The following is a 19,130-nucleotide window of genomic DNA, read 5'->3' as shown; positions in this document are numbered from 1 at the left end:
ACTTAATTTACCTCTTTCGATGTTGAAGCTGGGGTGTATGCGGTGCTCTGGTATTGTTTGAAGCTGTCGATTTCACTGCTGAGTGCTAATAACTTAGTCAAAGAGATAAGATAACGAAATCGTGCGACTGAACGTTGAGTCTCAATGCTAGCGACATAAAGCTGAGCATCAACGACATCCAGAGAAGAAGAAAGCCCTTGAGTAAATGCTTTTTCACGTAGATGAAGGTTCTCGTTTGCAAGTGCAATACTTGACTCAAGTCCTTGGACTTCATCAATGGCCTGCTGTGCTTCGAGGTAGGTTTTCTGTACCAACAAAGACAAATCTTGTTTAGCCTGAGATTTCAGTGCGTCAACTTGAGATACCAAACTTTGCGCCGCTTTCACTTTGTCACTACGACCTGACGACTCAATCAGAGGAACACTAACGCCAACTCCCACTAACCAGTCTGGCTTCATTTGGCTTGCTAATGAGTCGTCTTCGAAAAGGCTGTAATCACCGTATAGGTAAACTTCTGGGTAGTACTTACCTTTTTCTGCCTTAATTAAACTGGACGCTTGTTTATGCTTTGCCTCAAGAAGATCAAGCCCTGGGTAGGTGAGTATGGTTTGGTCAATAAATGCATTCAGAGGTGGAAGCTTATCGTTAATAAACAGGGTTTCGGCGGGTTCGACAGGCTCGGTTTGTGCAAGCAGTTTTTCAAGTGCGGCCTTAGCGATGGTTAAGTCGCTCATGGCTTTGCGGGTTTCAACCGAGGCTTTATCCAATGACGCTTCAGCCTGCAATCGTTCTACGCGAGCAATTTGTCCTTGCTCCTCCATTTTGATTGCAAAGTCTCGATGTTTCCTCAGACCTTGTTCGGCAGCCTGACGAGTTGCTAACACCTCTTTCGCAAGCACGACAGAAAAGTAGTACTTGGACAGATCTTCGAAGCGTGCTTGCTGTTCCATTGCGAACTGGCTTTTAGCTTCTTGTGTCTTTCCTTCTGCTGCGGACTGTGCAGCAGAAATTCGACCACCAGTAAAAATTGGCCAAACTGCACGAATCGAGGAGGAAAAAACATCCCGTTCAGTAATAGTGGAAGTGGTGTTGCCTAATGAACTTAAAATACCCTGAAAGGCGGGAGGAACTGCGATTTCTGCACCTGTACTCTCAACAATTTGTTTGCCAGAGAGAGTTATATCGGTGTCCAGGCGAGTATAACTTGCACCCAGAGTAATCTGGGGCAAGTTGAGGTTACTCGTCGCGTGCTCTTGATATTGATAGTTGTCGACGTTAGATCGTTGAGCCTTTAGAGAGTAGTTATTTTCTAACAGTAATTGCCATGCCGTATCCAGAGTGATCGGAGCGGAGTAACAGGCAAAGGAAATAGAGCTACTGATGAGGCCGAGTACCCAAAACTTTCCAGTTTGTTTCATAGTGGCTGCTTTGCTATAGAGTAATAGCTCTAATATAGAGGAATAATAGTTTTGTGTTAAGTGGGCTTGTTGAGAAATTCGTGTTACAACAGAGCCCATCGATGAGAATTACTGGGCGCTAAAATGTCGCCGAATTATTTTTGATAGGGACAGTGAAACTCTGCTCGCCATTCAAGTTGTCGAGATCCGCGCATGGTATTGAGTAAGTCTTTACCGCTCATCTGAGGAAACGAAAGCAACACTCTGAGATCAGAAGCACTACCATCGTTCTTCTCGTACGCTCTGACGTGGGTAAAAGTTGAATGCATATACTCAGACAACATAGCCTTATCAAGGCAAATTCCGAAATTATCACGTTCCATTATTTGGTGTTCCTTCTAACTATAAAAACACCTCTGTTTATCGTTTTCCAGTATCCAGAGGGTGTCTAACTATTTGTCGTATCTTCAGTAATTTCATTGTTATGATTTTATATTCGAATGTACTGACAACTATGTTGAGCTTTTTATAGACTTCCGGCGTCACTATGTTTCTATTAAGGTTCTTACAGACCTCTTTGATTGAAAATTATACGCCTGAAACTCTTCAGGTGCTTTAGAATTCGGGAAAATTACTGTGATCAAATTCATCTTTTTGGGTAAATATTATGTGTGGTGTTGAATATCAAGTGGTAGTGCTTTAAGCCATATTTTATGGCGTTGTAATGTTTCGTTCAGCTTATAATTTGACCACTAATTTGGTGGTTTGTTCGCACTGTTCACAGATTTTTCATCTGACGACAGCTTGTCTGTTAACTCAATGTTAACTTATGGGCGAGAAGCTTTTGTTGAGGAATTGTTTGTGAGTTGGAGCACCATTAGCTTTCGAAAGCGCATGCTCATTATTATGACGCTTTCCGGTTTGATTGAGCTTTTACTGCTTGTCGCCGCAGGTTTTACTTATTTGAAAGTGGATCAAGAGCATGAAATGGGTGAGAAGGCTCTCGGTGTTGCGCAGTTTTTAGCCAGCTCAGAGATCGTCCGAGAGATGGTAGAGAGTAATGATCCTGAAGCGTATCAAACCCGTTTTCGCGAACTCACTCAAGCTATCGGAGCGGCATTTATAGTCATTGGTGATAGTAACGGCGTGCGCTTAATTCACCCTGTTGATGAGCGAATTGGTCAGCCGATGAGAGGCGGTGATAACCAACGAGCATTAGATCAAGGTGAGTCCTACATTTCAACAGCACGTGGTTCTTTGGGGGATTCAGTCCGAGGCAAAGCAGCAATATTTGACGCAGAAGGCAACGTGATAGGCGTTGTATCGGTGGGGTATTTGCTAGACCGCCTCCAGGACCGTATCGAGCCGTTTTTAGCCTTTTTGATTCTTATGGTTGTGGTTGTAGTGGCAGCCAACGCTATCGTTTCCAACTATGCGTCAAGGAAGCTTCAACGAGCAATTTTGGGCTTTGAGCCAGAAGAAATCGGCCGCTTATATGGTGAACTTGAAGTGACGATGGGCACCATTAAAGAGGGGATACTAAGTATTGACTCGCAAGGCGTACTTCGTTCGATCAATCGTAGTGCCTGTCAAATTTTAGGTATCGACAGAGAAACCGCGCTTAACAAACCACTGACAGATACGCTTCGCGATAGTGATCTTTATACGGTGCTGGAAACCGGTCAAGTCGATAACGATATTGAGATTTTCCTTAATCACAAACGACTGATTGCTAATCGTTCACCTATTTATGCTGACGGCAAAATAGTCGGTGCTGTGTCCAGTTTTCGTCTGCGTGATGAAATTAGTGAATTGACAGAGCAGCTCTCTCAAACCAAGGAGTATGCAGAGCTGCTGCGCTCGCAAACACATGAACACAGAAACAAACTCAACACAATTAGCGGACTTGTGCAGATGGGCGAGCTCGATGCTGTCCAGCGGCTTATCGGCCAGGAAACCGCACACTATCAGGCCATGATTGAGTTTTTACGTGACACCATCAGAGATCCCCTTATTGCAGGTATGTTGTTGGGTAAGACAGAGCGTGCACGCGAACTTGGTTTAAATCTCGTGGTGGAAGATGGAAGTCGCTTAGAACCACTGCCCGAGTGGTTGAACTCAGAAGATCTGGTCACGATTTTGGGTAATTTGATCGACAACGCTTTTGACGCGACTTTAACCGCTATTCGTGATGAATCAACCGTTGCCGTAGAGCGAAGAAACATCGAGGTTTCTGTGAGTGACTACGGTAACGAAGTGATTATGGAAGTCAGTGATTTAGGCTGTGGTTTACCAAATCACATTGAGCCAAAAACACTTTTTAAGAAAGGTATTTCAACCAAATCCCGCCACAACAGAGGCGTAGGGCTTCATTTAGTGAACCAATTAGCCACACGTTACCATGGACACGTTGAGATGCTACCAAACACAGAATATGGAACGAGAATAACCGTGTATTTGCCTAAGGAAGAACAATCATGAGCATGGCAACGCGAGTAATGATCATTGAAGATGATTTTGCGATTGCAGAGTTGCACCACAAATACCTTAGCCAGCTCGAAGGTTTGGAAGTAGTGGGCATTGCAACCACACGGATGGAAGCCGAAATGCAGCTGGATATACTCAAACCAGATTTGCTTTTGATGGATGTCTATCTCCCTGATGGAACTGGTCTGGAGATCCTGAATACTTTACGTGCGAAAAATCAAACTTGCGATGTCATTTTGATTACTGCTGCACGAGATGTGGATACGCTTCAACAAGCCATGCGTGGTGGAGTGGTTGATTACTTACTGAAGCCTATTATGTTTCCGCGCTTAGAAATGGCTCTGAAAAAGTACATTTCGCAGCGTCAAAGTCTGAATGTTGCAGAGAGTCTCGATCAGCACATGGTCGACAAAATGCTGCAATCAAGTGGGGTCACTGATACGGCAGCTAAACGTCTTCCTAAAGGCATTGATAGCGTTACGTTAGACAAAATTCGTGCACTATTTCCAGGTGGAGAAATGCTCACCGCGGATGAAGCGGGAGAAAAAATTGGTGCAAGCCGTACGACAGCAAGACGATACCTGGAATTCTTAATTAGTTCGGGAGAGTTGCAAGCGGATCTTAACTACGGAACGGTTGGACGCCCCGAGCGTTGCTATAAAAAAGTGACGCGGTAGCGAATAGTCCTCAGTAGCTAAAGTCACGCAGTAGCTATCAAACTGTTTCTTGATAACCTAAATCGCTTGAAAACATCAACGGCTGGAAATACATAACGCGCTAAAAAAACGCTGGAAAATGAATGTATAAAACAAAAACGGTGGCTTTTAGAGTCACCGTTTTTGTTTAGTGAACTAATATCTTTCTATCTACTAACGAAAGTGGAAATGATGGTTGAGTGTTTTCTGTGCTAAATTGAGTTTTTACTCAAATTGTGGTCAAACTTGGCTAAATATTTTATGTTGTTTAAATTCAATTGGTTAGGGTGATTTCTGCAACTTATTTAAACGTTTGCACTAGCAAGTGTTGATGTAAATCAAATTGTCGTAGACAATACGACCCCGTGTCGGACTCTCCTCCACTGCGTGCAAGGGTGTGCTCTTGACACGTGATTGACCTAAATGGCCTCAAAAAGTCGTGTTTTGATGTTAATGATGAGCGCAACCTCTTGAGGTTCTTTGGGCCTAGTTGACTTACCTATCAACGTAATAGGTAGGAGCAATTTTCTATTTTGAAGTGCCATTGATAGGGTAGGCTCATCTTTTAGCCATATCCAGGCACACAATAAGTACCTCGTTTTTAAGGGAAAGATGATGGTAATACCAGAAAACAGCAGCATCGTTATTTTTGGTGCTTCAGGCGATCTTACGTACCGTAAGTTAATTCCTGCTTTATACCACCTTTATGCGAACAAGCAGCTTCCAGAGAATTTTGCAATTCTTGGTGTAAGTCGTACTGAATACAGTGATGACACCTACCGCGAAAAGCTGAAGAAATCGCTTCAGGAGATGGAAAAAACAGAGCCAGAAACGCTTAATGCATTTATTAACCATCTGCACTACCAAGCTATCAATACTTCTGACACTCAAGATTACGGAAAGTTGGTGACTCGTTTAGACCAACTCGCTACTGAATACCAGCTAGCGCAGCGTAACACGCTTTTCTATCTAGCGACTCCTCCAAGCTTATACAGCGTGATCCCTGCAAGCCTTGCCGCACATGGTTTAAACAACGAAGAAGATGGTTGGAAACGACTTATCATCGAAAAGCCATTCGGCTACGATCTAGAATCAGCACGCATTCTGGACACAGAGATCCACGAGCATTTCCAAGAGCATCAAATCTACCGAATCGACCACTACTTAGGTAAAGAGACGGTTCAAAACCTACTTGTATTCCGTTTTTCAAATGCGATGTTTGAGCCGCTATGGAACCGTAACTTCATTGATTACGTAGAGATCACAGGTGCAGAATTCCTGGGCGTTGAAGAGCGTGGTGGTTACTACGATAACTCTGGTGCCGTACGCGATATGTTCCAAAACCATCTACTGCAAGTATTAGCGATGGTAGGTATGGAACCACCTGCACAAATCAATGCTGATTCAATGCGTGATGAAGTCGTGAAAGTTCTGCAGTGTTTAAAACCGCTGGATGAAGAAGCGCTACGTAACGACCTTGTGCTTGGTCAATACACAGCATCTGACGTGCGTGGTCAGCACCTGCCTGGTTACCGTGAAGAACACGGCGTGGCAGACGATTCTCGTACAGAAACTTATATCGGTCTAAAGGCATACATCAATAACTGGCGTTGGAATGGAGTACCATTCTATGTTCGCACAGGTAAACGTCTTCCGACTCGTGTTACTGAAGTAGTGATTCACTTTAAACAGACACCGCATCCAGTGTTTGGGCAGAATGCGCCAGAGAACAAGCTGATCATTCGTATCCAGCCAGATGAAGGCATCCAGATGAGTTTTGGCTTGAAAGAGCCAGGAGCAGGGTTCAAAGCGAAGGAAGTGAAGATGAACTTCCATTACGCAGAGCTAAAAGAAACTCAAATGCTAACCGCTTATGAGCGTCTGTTGCTTGATTCCCTCAACGGCGATGCAACGCTATTTGCGCGCAGCGACGCAGTTGAAGCGTGCTGGGAATATGTACAGCCAATTCTTGACTTTAAACAAGATCCTCAATCACTCTACGGATACGCATGTGGCACATGGGGGCCAAAAGAGTCAGATAACTTACTACAGCGTGATAACCGCGCTTGGCGTTTCCCGTGTAAAAACCTAACAGATACGGACTACTGTGAACTATGATCAACCATAAAATCTACCAAACTGCAGAACAGGTTGTAGAAAGCCTGGCGAACGACATGAAGACGTTCAGCGAAATGAGCCGACCTGTTCATATTTCTCTTTCGGGTGGCAGCACGCCAAAAATGCTGTTTAAATTATTAGCATCGGACGCTTATGCGACATCCGTTCAATGGCAAAACCTACATTTCTGGTGGGGTGATGAGCGTTGCGTAGCACCTGATGATGCAGAAAGTAACTACGGTGAAGCGAACGAGCTTCTGTTTAGCAAAGTAAATCTGCCTGCAGAGAACATACACCGTATTCGCGGCGAAGATGACCCTCAAGCTGAAGCAGAGCGCTTTGCGAAAGAGATGCTAGAAGCCATTCCTTCTCTAAACGGTACGCCAGTATTTGATTGGATCTTGCTTGGTGTAGGCGCAGATGGTCATACAGCTTCACTTTTCCCTGGAAAAACCAACTACGATGATGCAAACCTATCTGTAGTTGCTTCACACCCGGAATCAGGCCAACTTCGAGTTTCAAAAACCGCTCGCGTTTTAGAAGCAGCAAAACGCATCAGTTACTTAGTGCTTGGCGCAGGTAAAGCGGATATCGTTGAAGAAATTAATGGTTCACCAGCGGAAGCATTGCCATATCCGGCTGCTAAGGTTCAGTCAAAATCTGGTCTTACGGAATGGTATTTAGATTTAGACGCGGCAGCAAAAATTGCTTAATAAGCCTGCTCGTCAATGGAACACAATTGGAGAGAAACAATGAAAGGTGATATCGGTGTAATTGGCCTGGCAGTAATGGGTCAAAACCTTATCCTAAACATGAACGACCATGGCTTTAAAGTTGTGGCTCACAACCGTACTGCTGCAAAAGTAGACGAGTTCTTGGAAGGTCCAGCGAAAGGCACAAACATCATTGGTGCATATTCTCTGGAAGAGCTAGTAGAAAAGCTAGAAGCACCACGCAAAGTGATGCTAATGGTTCGCGCTGGTGACGTTGTAGATACATTCATCGACGCTCTGGTACCTCTGCTAGACAAAGGCGACATCATCATCGACGGTGGTAACACTAACTACCCAGATACTAACCGTCGCGTTGCTGCACTACGTGAAAAAGGCATCCACTTCATCGGTACTGGTGTATCTGGTGGTGAAGAAGGAGCACGTTTTGGTCCATCTATCATGCCTGGTGGCGCACCAGAAGCTTGGGAAGCGGTTAAGCCTATCTTCCAGGGTATTTCTGCAAAAACTGACGCTGGCGAGCCTTGCTGTGACTGGGTTGGTAACGACGGTGCGGGCCACTTCGTTAAGATGGTACACAACGGTATCGAATACGGCGACATGCAGCTGATCACTGAAGCTTACCAGTTCATGAAAGACGGTCTTGGACTTTCTGCAGACGAGATGCAAGCAGTATTCGCTGACTGGAACAAAACTGAGCTAGACAGCTACCTGGTAGAAATCACCGCTGACATCCTTGGCTACAAAGATGAAGACGGTGAAGCTCTGGTTGAGAAGATCCTAGACACGGCTGGCCAAAAAGGTACAGGTAAATGGACTGGTATCAACGCGCTAGACCTGGGTATTCCTCTAACGCTAATCTCAGAGTCTGTATTCTCTCGTTGTCTATCTGCACTGAAAGACCAGCGTGTTGAAGCTGAGAAACTATTCGGCAAGACAATCACGCCAGTTGAAGGTGACAAGCAAGAGTGGGTTGATGCACTTCGTCAGGCTCTACTAGCGTCTAAGATCATCTCTTACGCTCAAGGCTTCATGCTAATGCGCGAAGCATCAAACGAGAATGGTTGGGATCTAAACTACGGTAACGTTGCACTAATGTGGCGTGGTGGTTGTATCATCCGTTCTGCGTTCCTGGGCAACATCCGTGATGCATACGAAGCGAACCCAGAACTAGCGTTCCTGGGCTCTGATGATTACTTCAAAGGCATCCTACAAAACAGCCTGGTAGCGTGGCGTAAAGTTGCAGCTAAGTCTCTGGAAGCAGGCATCCCAATGCCATGTACGACTTCTGCGCTAACTTTCCTAGACGGTTACACAACTGCACGTCTACCTGCTAACCTGCTTCAAGCTCAACGTGACTACTTCGGTGCTCACACTTACGAGCGTATCGACCGTGAGCGTGGTGAATTCTTCCACACGAACTGGACTGGTACAGGCGGTAACACAGCGTCTACTACTTACGACGTTTAATACGTTTTAAGTAAACCAATACAAATTAAAAGGATGCCTAAGTGGCATCCTTTGTTGTTCTGGGATATTTCCTCTGATCCAGTTAATTCTTCTCCTCCTGTATTCGTCTGGGTGGAGGATGATTTATTTCCATTTAATACAATAAGTTGCTTTAGATGTAATAGTGTTCGTACAGTCAACTGTAGACGAAAGAGGATATTTTTCTGCAAAGAGTCTCGGGTAAGCCCTTGAACTACGCCTAAGAAATTTCCACAAATGGAGGATGTTTGAGTTTTTCAAACTCCCTATCTTAGACACCAACAACAATCCGTCAGAAGAAGCCGTTTTTACTGGCACTGATTTGTTGATATCGAAGGTGGCAAACATAACCGATAGAGGTACTAACGATGACTATTAATAAGTACTTTGCTTTTAATCCTGTAAAAATAGCTCAGAAAAAACCAAAGAACACCAATGTGATCTCTGATAAAGAAGCTCAGCGACAGGCATTAGTCAAACAGGCACAACAAGCTGGCGGCCTGTAAAAACTTAAGAAGAGCACCCATAATCGGGTGCTCTTCTGCTATTTAGCCTTGTATTTAAGTTGAACGAAGGCTATTTGATCATCCCCATACTTTTTAGCTTTCTATAAATCGTATTTCGGCTGACACCTAACATACGAGATGTCTTACTGATGTTGCCCTGAGTCGCCTGATAGGTTTTCACGAGTTTGTCTTCCACGGTAGCACGCATATCAGAGGTGGGCTCTGCACTGACTTTTTCACGTATTTGACTGAGTTTCTTAGCCAGGTGATTTGGCACATGGGTAAGTTCTAGCATCGCTTCGCCTTGCGCCATTAATGCAGAAACTTTGATTAAACTATCGAGTTCACGCAGATTACCAGGCCATGAATATGAAAGTAACAACGATAGCAGGTTAGGGCATAGCTGTTGATTTGGTTCCGCATGACGACGATGAAGGTGCTCAATCAGTTTCTGCTTATCGTCTCGTTCCTCTAAACGCGGTAACTCTATAATTAACCCATTCAGGCGATAGTACAAATCTTGTCGGAACTCACCTTGTTCAACTAATGCTTCGAGATCTTTGTGTGTCGCCGCGATAATCTGAGCATCGACTTGTACGCTTTGGTTTGAACCAACAGGAAGTACGGTTTTGTCCTGGAGTACGTGCAGCAACCGGCTTTGCGCGGATAAAGGCAAGTCGGCAATCTCGTCAAGAAATAGAGTACCTTTATGTGCTTGGCGAATTTTACCCTGATAGCCTTTGCTGTTTGCTCCGGTAAATGCGCCCGCTACATAGCCAAACAGCTCCGACTCAATCAGGTCTTTTGGCAGTGCTCCGCAGTTAACCGCAACAAGAGGTCCGCTCTTTCTTTGACTATTGTTGTGCAACGCTTTTACGAACTCATTTTTGCCGACACCTGTTTCACCCAGAATCAGTAAACTGATGTCTTTATCGATAACACGGTTTGCTTGTTGCCAGCAGTGTTCCACCCGGGAATCACCGTAATGGAGGTCACTGGAGACACTGATGGCGCGAGACTGAATTTTTCGTTTTGTTAACGCTTCAGTTCTATATACGATCGACGGATTCGCATTTTGTTGAGAGAGAATCTCTTCCAATGAATGTCCCACTACGTTGATACGATCAAGCAACTGAGATGCTACTTGGTTATGAGCCAGTATCTGACCATCTTCGTTGGCGATGATTATCCCTTGCCAGCCACTATTGAGCAGAGTTTTGTCACACGCCAAATCAACCCGGATATGACCACATGGAATCTGGTTTAACATTTGGTTCTCTACAAGTTGAACCATATTCTGTACCAGCAGTTGCGTCGAAAGGTCATGTTTTTGCTGCTCACTGGTGATGTCCAATACACCAAGCAGTCTTCCCTGATGGTCGAAAATAGGATTCGCGGAGCAACTGATAAAGCGGTGATGTTGAATGAAGTGCTGATCACCAATGACGCAGACTGGTTTTGCTTCTACTATTGCAGTTCCAATGGCGTTCGTCCCTTTCAGTTTTTCCTGCCAGCATGCGCCGGAGCTAAGAGCGATCTCGGTCAGTTTCTCACTAAACTTCGGCTGCCCCCAACTACCAATGATAACGCCATCTGAATCGGTAAGAATTAAGCGACTATGACTGTGCGCAAAAAGCTGGTTAAACAGCGGGAGCGCAAACTGCTTAACGGCTTCTAGCAGAAAGTTGAGTTGATGGCGTCTGTCCTTGAGCGTCGCTGATGTCACTCGGACATCTTCCGGACGTCGACGCTGTTTTAAACCCGCTTGTTCGCTTCTGAGCCACGAAGTTGAAAGCCAGTTGTTATCGGTAATATGCTGAAGTTCCATGACTGTACCATTTTGTCACAGTGAGCATGTGCCATTTTGGAACACTTGAACATTGGTGTTCACACCATACGTCTATTCAAACATTACTCACATAAATTGTTATCACTTGGTAATCATAGTGTTACATCTAGTTAACAACAAGTGCATCTTAGTTGGCCTGTGACTTGCGTAATACTCTTCGTTAACACTGCAATAAAAACAAAGTGTTTCAAACACTAACTGAACGAGAAACAAAAGGAAGAGTTATGATTTATGCACAGCCAGGTAGTGAAAATGCCATCGTGAACTTCAAGTCACATTACGACAACTTCATCGGTGGAGAGTGGGTTAAACCCGTTGGAGGTGAATATTTCGACAACATTTCACCTATCAATGGTAAAGCTTATTGTAAGGTTGCCCGCTCTGGTGAAGCAGATATCAATTTAGCATTGGATGCTGCACACAACATCAGAGCACAGTGGGCGAAAACCAGCGTTACAGAACGCTCTAATCTTTTGCTGAAAATTGCTGACCGTATTGAACAGCACGTTGAAGAACTTGCTTTGGTTGAGACATGGGAAAATGGTAAGCCGGTTCGAGAAACGCTAGCGGCCGACATTCCTCTTGTTGTTGACCACTTCCGTTACTTTGCAGGCTGTATTCGAGCTCAGGAAGGTAGCGCTGCTGAGATCGATCAAAATACCGCGGCGTACCACTTCCCGGAACCAATCGGTGTAGTAGGTCAGATCATTCCGTGGAACTTCCCAATCTTGATGGCGGCATGGAAACTCGCGCCAGCGTTAGCAGCCGGTTGCTGCGTGGTACTGAAACCTGCAGAGCAAACGCCAACATCTATTCTTGTTCTTATGGAAAAAATCGCTGATTTACTTCCACCAGGTGTCGTAAACGTGGTCAACGGTTACGGCTCTGAGGCTGGTCAGGCACTGGCGACCAGTAACCGTATCGCTAAACTTGCGTTTACTGGTTCGACGCAAGTGGGTAACCATATTCTGAAATGTGCGGCAGACAACCTCATTCCTTCAACGGTAGAGTTAGGTGGTAAATCGCCAAACATCTACTTCCCGGATGTGTTTGATCACGAAGATGAGTTCGTAGACAAATGTATTGAAGGTACGCTGCTAGGTTTCTTCAACCAAGGTGAAGTCTGTACTTGTCCTTCGCGCGTCTTGGTTCATGAGTCTATCTACGACAAGTTTGTTGCTAAAGTCGCGGAGAGAGCGAAGCTGATTAAGCAGGGCAACCCTCTCGATACAGAGACTCAAGTTGGTGCACAGGCTTCTCAGGAGCAGTTTGATAAGATTCTGAGTTACCTTGAAATTGGTCGTCAAGAGGGCGCGAAAGTAGTCTTCGGTGGTGATGTCGCGCAACAAGATGGTGAGCTTGAGCAAGGCTACTACATTCAACCGACGTTGTTGGAAGGTCACAACAAGATGCGAGTATTCCAGGAAGAGATTTTTGGACCAGTCATCGCGATTACAACTTTCAAAGATGAAGCAGAAGCACTTGAGATAGCAAACGATACTGAGTACGGTCTGGGTGCGGGTGTCTGGACACGAGATCAAAACCTTGCTTACCGAATGGGACGTAATATTGAAGCAGGCCGAGTTTGGATCAACTGTTACCATGCGTACCCGGCACACGCTGCATTTGGTGGATACAAGAAGTCAGGTATTGGCCGTGAAACACACAAAATGATGCTGGGTCACTATCAAAATACTAAGAACTTACTGATTAGCTACAGCGTCGATCCACTAGGTTTCTTCTAATTCGATTCATCTAAATTTGTAAGAAAAAGCAGTGCTACTCAAGCCCCGTAACATACGGGGCTTTTTGCTGCTCCCAGTTAAGATTCCTTGCTATTTATGTCTCCTTCGAACACGGCTTCTGTGTGACGATGAGAAAATAAAATTTACGCCTTTAAATTTAATTCTGACAAATCAATCAGTTAATGCTGAACGTGATTCATCAACCATAAATGGCTAAAAAATCAACTAAGCCAATGAACTGAATCACATCTATTTGTTCAGCACTTTGATCCTTAATTTATCGTCTATAAATTATTAGCTGAAACGATTCAGCTTAGATGTAAAAAATTAAAGGATCACATTATGAAAGTAAAACCTCTTATCTCTGCGCTTGCTCTTATCACACCTATCACACCGTTTTATGCTTTCGCTGTCGAATTTACCCTGTCAGATGCGGCCACAAATACTTATGTTGAGAATTGGAATGTTACCAATCAAAAACTTGGCTTTGAAAGCACTCCGTTTAGTGTAGAAAAAGTGCGCTTACATGGCGGTAAGCAAGAAGGCGTCGATATTATTGTAATAAACAATGGTGAACTGGAAGTGACCTTAGTACCAACCAGAGGAATGGGCATTTTTAACGTTAAGAAAGACGGGAAACGAGTATTAGGTTGGGATTCACCAGTAAAAGAAATTGTTAATCCTGCCTACATTGATTTGGAAAGTCGTAATGGACTTGGCTGGTTAGATGGTTTTAACGAAATGATGGTGCGTTGTGGTTATGAATGGACGGGGCATCCAGGAATCGATGACAACGGTCAGTTATTGAGCCTACATGGTCGGGTACAAAATACACCAAGTTCGACTATTAAAGTCATCATTGCGGATGAGGCTCCGCATACAATCACTGTTGAAGGCGAAGTTTCTGAAAGAACCTTCAAAAAGGCGGAGCTAGTGACTAAAACCTTATTTTCGATCACGCCGGGGCAAAACAGTTTTTCTGTCAATGACACTCTGACGAACAAAGCGGATTACGACGATGAGTACCAAATTATTTATCATTCAAACTTTGGACGTCCGATCTTAGAGAAGGGCGCGAAAGTGTATGCCGCTGCCAGTGAAATTTCTCCATTTAATAGCTATGCAGAAAAGGGCCTGAAGGATTGGCAGACCTACTTAGAACCAACGAAAGGTTTTGATGAAATGGTGTACAACCTAAAACCACTATCTGATCAAAACGGCAATACATTAGCAGTGTTACATAACAAAGCCGGCAATCTAGGTGTATCAATGCAATATAATACACAGCAACTGCCAGTTTTGACGATTTGGAAAAACACCGATACTTTACAACAAGGTTATGTAACCGGCATTGAACCAGGTACCAGTTATGCGTACAACACTAAATACCAGCGTCCTCTGGGGCTGGTTCCAACGATTCATGCCGGAGAAAGCAAGCAGTTTGATCTTACTTATACGGTACTATCGTCTTCAGAAGAGGTCGACAATGCGGTTAACGATGTGAATAAACTGCTGAATGGCAAAAAGGTACAGCAAGTGAAAGAGCCTATCGTGGATTTAAGCAAAGTTGAGTAAACCACAGCGTTTCTTCTAGACCAAGAGGGGGTGGGCAATACCCCCTCGAATCATTTCTAACCTCAAATTTAGCTTGCGTGTTATTGGTTATCAATTTTCTAGTGCATCATTAAATTCTTTGCTTAACCAAGATTTCAGAGTAAGAACATTTTCGTTTCGCAGCTTTTCTGGTTTGCAGACAAAGAAAAATTCCAGATAAGGGTTTTTCACTGGCGTTCCAATTTCTACCAACAAACCGTGCTTAATTTCATCACGGACGAATAATCGGTGAGTGACAAAAACGCCCAATTTTCGAATCGCGGCCTGAACGGCATGGATTGACGCAATAAAACTCAAGTTATTACGCTGTTTAGGAACAGGGAGTGAGTTACCCTGACACCAGACACTCCAGTCCTGTTTTCTACGAAGGTTTTCGGCATAAATTGCAGGATAGCGTTGTAATAAGTCAGCAGCTGTAGGGATTCCTTGAGATGGATCCAATAAGTCCGGGCTGCATACCAGCAACAGTTCATCATCTCCGAGTTTTTCACAATAGTAATCTTCCCATTCGTCGGTTTTTCCGTGAATGATCGCGACGTCCACACCTTCTTGGTTTAAATCAAAAGGACCGATTAAGTTTGATAGGCGAATATCCACATTGGGCGCGTATTGTTGGAAGTTATCTACTCTTGGCACCCACCAGTGTATTGCCAGCGAGTTGATCATATTCAGTGTGATTCGATTTGATTGTGGCTGGTGAGTCACTGCTGCTGTTGCATCGACAATCGTTTTGAGTGCAGGGGCTATGTCATTGTAGTACTTCTGGCCAATGGAATTGAGCTGAACTTGTCTGCCAACTCTTTGAAACAATGGCTGTCCGATGAGTGACTCAAGGCTTTTTATCGCTTGGCTGATTGCTGAGTGGCTCACGCTAAGTAAACCAGCGGCATCTGTCATGCTGCCGGTTTCTGCGACTGCGACAAACGCGTAAAGAGATTTCAGAGGTGGTCGTCTATTCATTTGTAAGTTTATCTAACAGGTTTGTTTAAATATATTCGTTTTTTTCTCTGTTGTCATTGCACTAGTATGAGCGGGTCAATAGGGAGGATATCATGTTGTTTAAGAACCACGCTGTACCTTATATGCTAGTTTCAACGTTCAGTCTGTCGTTAACCGGTCTTCTATTAAAAAAACTTACCGAAATGATGGGTGTTGAGCTTCTCACGTTCCTACGCTTTGTTATGCCGACATTGTTACTTTTTGCAATGGTGTTCGCTTCAAAGTTGCCAATGCCACCTCGTGCCGTTCTAAAGCCAATTATTATCCGAGGTCTGTGTATCGCTGCATGTCAACTCTGCTTTATTGTTTCATTGAACACCTTATCGCTAGTTGAAAGCTCCGTACTTTTTGCGACAGGGCCGCTGTTTATTGCAGTGTTAGAAAAGTTGTTTTTTAAGGTAAAGATTAAAACTGAAACGAAATTTGGTTTAGCCGCTACTTTTGCTGGCGTTTTATTGCTGGCAGGAGATGTGTCGGGCATTCAGTTTAGGCCAGAGCTTTTGATTGGATTAGCTTCGGGGATATTTAGTGCAGGGTCGCAGGTGAGTTTGTTTCGTGCCAGCAAAGAAGAGGTTAAGCCTTCGGTGCTGAATAGCTGGACATTTCTTATAGCTGCATTGAGCGTTCTGCCGTTGTCTTTCATATCAGGCTTGTCAGCACCAGACATGCAGATATTGTTGCAGCCACAAAGCAATACATTGGTGTGGATGTGCCTGTCGGGTCTTTCGATATCTGTCGTAGCCAATCAAATTTTCCGCTCAAAAGCGTACAAACTGGCGGAAAGCAATTCCCAACTTGCTCCGCTGATTTTTACCAACCTGTTGTTTACAGCGATATGGCAGGCTCTGTTTTTTGATGAGAGTTTTTCTAATTATCAGATAGTTGGCATCGCGCTAATCATTACTGCAGCGCTGATGAACAGCTTTGCATCAAAACTATTTAGGCACTTTTTTCATACCAAAGCGCATCAGGTTTGAATGGTCGTTCATACAACGGCTGTGGCTTGAGGAGTCTGTAAGTGCCTTCGGAGTTTGGTAACATTAAGCATAAACATCAATGAAAAAGTAGAGAGTGATAAACGTTGAAAATACCGCAACGAATCCTCTCACGTGCTTGGGATTCAATTGGCGTGACATGCGGGCGGCAATATATCCACCAACCAGAGTGCCGACCATCACGGCGCTTCCTTTGCTCCAGTCAATAGAGCCATTGGCGATGAAAATGACAATCGCAACCAGAGATACAGAAGTCGATACAAGTAACTTTAATCCGTTCATCAAATTGATGTCTTGATGCCCGGCGACCACCAAATAGCTCAGAACAATTACGCCTAATCCGGCATTAAAGAATCCGCCATACGTCGAGACTCCAACTAAGAGCAGACCTAAAGCGATGGTGCCCAAAATGCCTGCGTGTTTGTGACCCTTGGTTAAGGTTTTAATCGCCAGAGTTAAGCGCGAGCCAGTTATAAAAAGTACGGTCGCAAATAAAAGTAGCCAGGGAACGGCTTCCAAAAATAATGAGTCAGGAATGTTTAATAGCAGGTATGCGCCGACTGCTCCTCCAATAAGACTTAAAACAACCGTAAATAGTAATTCGTGCTTTTTTTTGAGGATCTCTTCTCTGAAACCGAAAGCTCCACTCATATAACCAGCGCAAGACGCATAAGTATTGGTCGCGTTTGCCATGATTGGCGGTACGCCAGCCGCCATAAGTGCGGGGAAAGTGACGAAGCTGCCACCGCCAGCTATGGAATTCATCATTCCGCCTATTACTCCAGCGGCAAATAACAGTCCAAGTTCCAGCAGCATACAACAGTCCTTTTGTATTTTTATGTGTATTTTTAAGGCGTTAACTTTAATGAACTCGAAAGAAGAAAGATAGTAGAGAAAGGTCAAAGAAAAAGAGCCACCGCGAGGGTGGCTTCTGGCAGTCTATCATGGGGAAAGACAGACTTTTATTGTTCGACCTTCACTGGCTGAGCTTTTAATTTTTGGAACATTTTCACTAGCAGAGGGCTACCCAATACCAACACGGCTAACAAGGTGAAGGCTAGGGTAATAGGACGCTCCCACAAGAAGCTCAGTTCACCATCGGATATCATTAACGCACGGCGCAAGTTCTCTTCCATTAAGCCGCCAAGGATAAAACCAAGCAGCAACGGTGCGAGAGGGAAATTCGCTAGACGGAGAGCAATAGCGGCCATCGCGACAAGCAGCATCACAAACACATCCATGGTGTTGAATGAGACCAAATACACGCCCGTGATTGAGAAGAACAAAATCATCGGAAGAAGTACTGTTCTCGGTACTGCAAGTAGTTTCGAGATGTACGGAATAAGAGGTAGATTCAGAATAATCAGCACGATGTTGCCAAAGTACATTGAGATGATTACTGACCAGAATACATCCGGATGTTCTACAAACAGACGCGGACCTGGTTGAATACCGTACGCGATTAATGCACCCAACATGATTGCAGTGGTACCTGACCCCGGAATTCCCAGTGTCAATAATGGTACAAACGAACCGCTTGATGCCGCGTTGTTCGCTGATTCAGGAGCAACAAGACCACGGATGCTGCCTTTACCGAATTCTTCTTTTTTATCTTTTGGTGCAAGGTTACGTTCCAAACCGTAACTCAGGAATGCGGCAATCGTTGCGCCTGCACCCGGAAGTACACCAGTAAAGAAGCCAAGAATAGAAGAGCGAATCGCGACAGGTGCCACTTCTTTGACTTCTTCTTTGGTTACTTTCATTGAGCCGATGTTGCTCAGTTTGTCTTGCTCTTCGTCACGAGTATCTTCTGAAGGTTTAAGGATCCCCATTAACGTCTCGCCCAAAGCAAAAGTCGCCATAGCAAGCAGCAGGAAGCTAAAACCATCCATCAAATCGGTCATTCCAAAGGTAAAGCGCTCAACACCTACGCCTTTATCGATACCCACTGTTGACAGCATCAAACCAAGAAGGGTCATCATCCACGCCTTAACTACCTGACCTTTACCAGCAAACGCCGCGACTGCTGACAAACCAAGTAGCATCAGGGCGAAGTAGTCAGAAGATTGGAAACTTAAAGAGACTTTAGCTAGCGCTGGTGCCGCGACTAACAACATGATCGCAGAAAGCGTACCGCCTGTGAAAGAAGAGTAGGCTGCAAGGGCTAGTGCTTTACCTGCCTGACCTTTCTGCGCCATTGGGTAACCATCGAACGCGGTAACAACGGTTGAAGAACAACCCGGAGCATTGATAAGGATCGAAGAAGTAGAGCCACCAAAAATTGCGCCATAGTAAACACCCGCCATCAGAATCAGTCCAGAAGAAGGCTCCAGACCATAAGTGATTGGGATCATCAAAGCGATAGCTGAAATAGGGCCAAGACCTGGCAGCATCCCAATAAATGTACCGACGAAACAGCCAACAATCACCATCATGATGTTCATTGGCATTACCGCGGTGGATAAACCTTGTAGAATTCCATCTAACATAATTCAGTCCTTTGTTT

15 protein-coding genes are annotated in these 19,130 nt (G+C 44.6%); 9 read left to right on the top strand and 6 right to left on the bottom strand.

Annotated features, from left to right (window positions below; all coding sequences use genetic code 11):
* Positions 1–2 precede the first annotated feature (2 nt).
* Both ACWYU8_RS00170 and ACWYU8_RS00165 read right to left on the bottom strand, forming a co-directional pair.
* Positions 3–1,418, bottom strand: coding sequence for a TolC family protein (locus ACWYU8_RS00170; RefSeq protein WP_457516089.1), 1,416 nt, complete (start codon positions 1,416–1,418; stop codon positions 3–5).
* Positions 1,419–1,552: 134 nt separating this feature from the next.
* Positions 1,553–1,780: a hypothetical protein gene (locus ACWYU8_RS00165; RefSeq protein WP_457516087.1), complete on the bottom strand. Its 228-nt coding sequence runs from the start codon at positions 1,778–1,780 to the stop codon at positions 1,553–1,555.
* A 478-nt stretch (positions 1,781–2,258) separates the two neighbouring features.
* Here ACWYU8_RS00165 and ACWYU8_RS00160 point away from each other — a divergent pair, with 478 nt between their 5' ends.
* The 6 genes from ACWYU8_RS00160 (at position 2,259) to ACWYU8_RS00135 (ending at position 9,422) form a co-directional block, all read left to right on the top strand.
* Positions 2,259–3,878: an ATP-binding protein gene (locus ACWYU8_RS00160; RefSeq protein ID WP_457516085.1), complete on the top strand. Its 1,620-nt coding sequence runs from the start codon at positions 2,259–2,261 to the stop codon at positions 3,876–3,878.
* Complete coding sequence (locus ACWYU8_RS00155; protein WP_457516083.1) at positions 3,875–4,561, top strand: response regulator; 687 nt, start codon at positions 3,875–3,877, stop codon at positions 4,559–4,561. Before ACWYU8_RS00160 ends, ACWYU8_RS00155 begins: the two co-directional genes overlap by 4 nt.
* Positions 4,562–5,194: 633 nt before the next feature.
* Positions 5,195–6,697 (top strand): glucose-6-phosphate dehydrogenase, encoded by a 1,503-nt coding sequence (gene zwf / locus ACWYU8_RS00150; RefSeq protein ID WP_457516684.1) that lies wholly within the window; start codon positions 5,195–5,197, stop codon positions 6,695–6,697.
* Complete coding sequence (gene pgl, locus ACWYU8_RS00145) at positions 6,694–7,410, top strand: 6-phosphogluconolactonase (RefSeq protein WP_457516082.1); 717 nt, start codon at positions 6,694–6,696, stop codon at positions 7,408–7,410. Before zwf ends, pgl begins: the two co-directional genes overlap by 4 nt.
* 39 nt (positions 7,411–7,449) lie before the next feature.
* Positions 7,450–8,898: a decarboxylating NADP(+)-dependent phosphogluconate dehydrogenase gene (gene gnd, locus ACWYU8_RS00140; RefSeq protein ID WP_457516080.1), complete on the top strand. Its 1,449-nt coding sequence runs from the start codon at positions 7,450–7,452 to the stop codon at positions 8,896–8,898.
* 386 nt (positions 8,899–9,284) lie between these two features.
* Entirely contained in the window at positions 9,285–9,422 is a 138-nt protein-coding gene (locus ACWYU8_RS00135) for a hypothetical protein (protein ID WP_457516078.1), read from the top strand.
* Between the two features lie 70 nt (positions 9,423–9,492).
* Here the strand turns inward: ACWYU8_RS00135 and ACWYU8_RS00130 are convergent, their stop codons facing one another.
* The gene (locus ACWYU8_RS00130) at positions 9,493–11,250 is read right to left on the bottom strand and encodes a sigma-54-dependent Fis family transcriptional regulator (RefSeq protein WP_457516077.1); all 1,758 of its coding nucleotides are present in this window, start codon (positions 11,248–11,250) and stop codon (positions 9,493–9,495) included.
* Between the two features lie 245 nt (positions 11,251–11,495).
* On the opposite strand from ACWYU8_RS00130, the gene exaC reads away from it, so the two are divergent.
* Entirely contained in the window at positions 11,496–13,016 is a 1,521-nt protein-coding gene (gene exaC, locus ACWYU8_RS00125) for an acetaldehyde dehydrogenase ExaC (protein ID WP_457516075.1), read from the top strand.
* A gap of 342 nt (positions 13,017–13,358) precedes the next feature.
* Entirely contained in the window at positions 13,359–14,591 is a 1,233-nt protein-coding gene (locus tag ACWYU8_RS00120) for an aldose 1-epimerase family protein (protein WP_457516073.1), read from the top strand.
* 90 nt (positions 14,592–14,681) lie between these two features.
* Here ACWYU8_RS00120 and ACWYU8_RS00115 read toward each other — a convergent pair whose 3' ends face one another.
* Positions 14,682–15,590: a LysR substrate-binding domain-containing protein gene (locus ACWYU8_RS00115; RefSeq protein WP_457516071.1), complete on the bottom strand. Its 909-nt coding sequence runs from the start codon at positions 15,588–15,590 to the stop codon at positions 14,682–14,684.
* Positions 15,591–15,682: 92 nt separating this feature from the next.
* Between ACWYU8_RS00115 and ACWYU8_RS00110 the strand changes: the two genes are divergently transcribed.
* Complete coding sequence (locus tag ACWYU8_RS00110) at positions 15,683–16,606, top strand: DMT family transporter (protein ID WP_457516069.1); 924 nt, start codon at positions 15,683–15,685, stop codon at positions 16,604–16,606.
* Positions 16,607–16,669: 63 nt separating this feature from the next.
* Here ACWYU8_RS00110 and ACWYU8_RS00105 read toward each other — a convergent pair whose 3' ends face one another.
* Together ACWYU8_RS00105 and ACWYU8_RS00100 are read right to left on the bottom strand one after the other, a co-directional pair.
* The gene (locus ACWYU8_RS00105) at positions 16,670–17,440 is read right to left on the bottom strand and encodes a sulfite exporter TauE/SafE family protein (protein WP_457516067.1); all 771 of its coding nucleotides are present in this window, start codon (positions 17,438–17,440) and stop codon (positions 16,670–16,672) included.
* Positions 17,441–17,586: 146 nt separating this feature from the next.
* Complete coding sequence (locus ACWYU8_RS00100) at positions 17,587–19,113, bottom strand: tripartite tricarboxylate transporter permease (protein WP_457516065.1); 1,527 nt, start codon at positions 19,111–19,113, stop codon at positions 17,587–17,589.
* Between the last annotated feature and the right edge of the window lie 17 nt (positions 19,114–19,130).

This window comes from Vibrio limimangrovi (assembly GCF_054064025.1).
Note: the sequence above shows the minus strand (reverse complement) of the source record. Positions and strands in the feature narration are given on the sequence as shown.

Excerpts from the sequence above, each read along its gene's own strand:
- pgl (WP_457516082.1), top strand. The coding sequence starts at position 6,694 with ATGATCAACCATAAAATCTACCAAACTGCAGAACAGGTTGTAGAAAGC.
- ACWYU8_RS00105 (WP_457516067.1), bottom strand. The coding sequence starts at position 17,440 with ATGCTGCTGGAACTTGGACTGTTATTTGCCGCTGGAGTAATAGGCGGA.
- ACWYU8_RS00110 (WP_457516069.1), top strand. The coding sequence starts at position 15,683 with ATGTTGTTTAAGAACCACGCTGTACCTTATATGCTAGTTTCAACGTTC.
- ACWYU8_RS00120 (WP_457516073.1), top strand. The coding sequence starts at position 13,359 with ATGAAAGTAAAACCTCTTATCTCTGCGCTTGCTCTTATCACACCTATC.
- ACWYU8_RS00100 (WP_457516065.1), bottom strand. The coding sequence starts at position 19,113 with ATGTTAGATGGAATTCTACAAGGTTTATCCACCGCGGTAATGCCAATG.
- ACWYU8_RS00155 (WP_457516083.1), top strand. The coding sequence starts at position 3,875 with ATGAGCATGGCAACGCGAGTAATGATCATTGAAGATGATTTTGCGATT.
- zwf (WP_457516684.1), top strand. The coding sequence starts at position 5,195 with ATGGTAATACCAGAAAACAGCAGCATCGTTATTTTTGGTGCTTCAGGC.
- ACWYU8_RS00130 (WP_457516077.1), bottom strand. The coding sequence starts at position 11,250 with ATGGAACTTCAGCATATTACCGATAACAACTGGCTTTCAACTTCGTGG.
- ACWYU8_RS00170 (WP_457516089.1), bottom strand. The coding sequence starts at position 1,418 with ATGAAACAAACTGGAAAGTTTTGGGTACTCGGCCTCATCAGTAGCTCT.
- gnd (WP_457516080.1), top strand. The coding sequence starts at position 7,450 with ATGAAAGGTGATATCGGTGTAATTGGCCTGGCAGTAATGGGTCAAAAC.
- ACWYU8_RS00115 (WP_457516071.1), bottom strand. The coding sequence starts at position 15,590 with ATGAATAGACGACCACCTCTGAAATCTCTTTACGCGTTTGTCGCAGTC.
- ACWYU8_RS00135 (WP_457516078.1), top strand. The coding sequence starts at position 9,285 with ATGACTATTAATAAGTACTTTGCTTTTAATCCTGTAAAAATAGCTCAG.
- ACWYU8_RS00165 (WP_457516087.1), bottom strand. The coding sequence starts at position 1,780 with ATGGAACGTGATAATTTCGGAATTTGCCTTGATAAGGCTATGTTGTCT.
- exaC (WP_457516075.1), top strand. The coding sequence starts at position 11,496 with ATGATTTATGCACAGCCAGGTAGTGAAAATGCCATCGTGAACTTCAAG.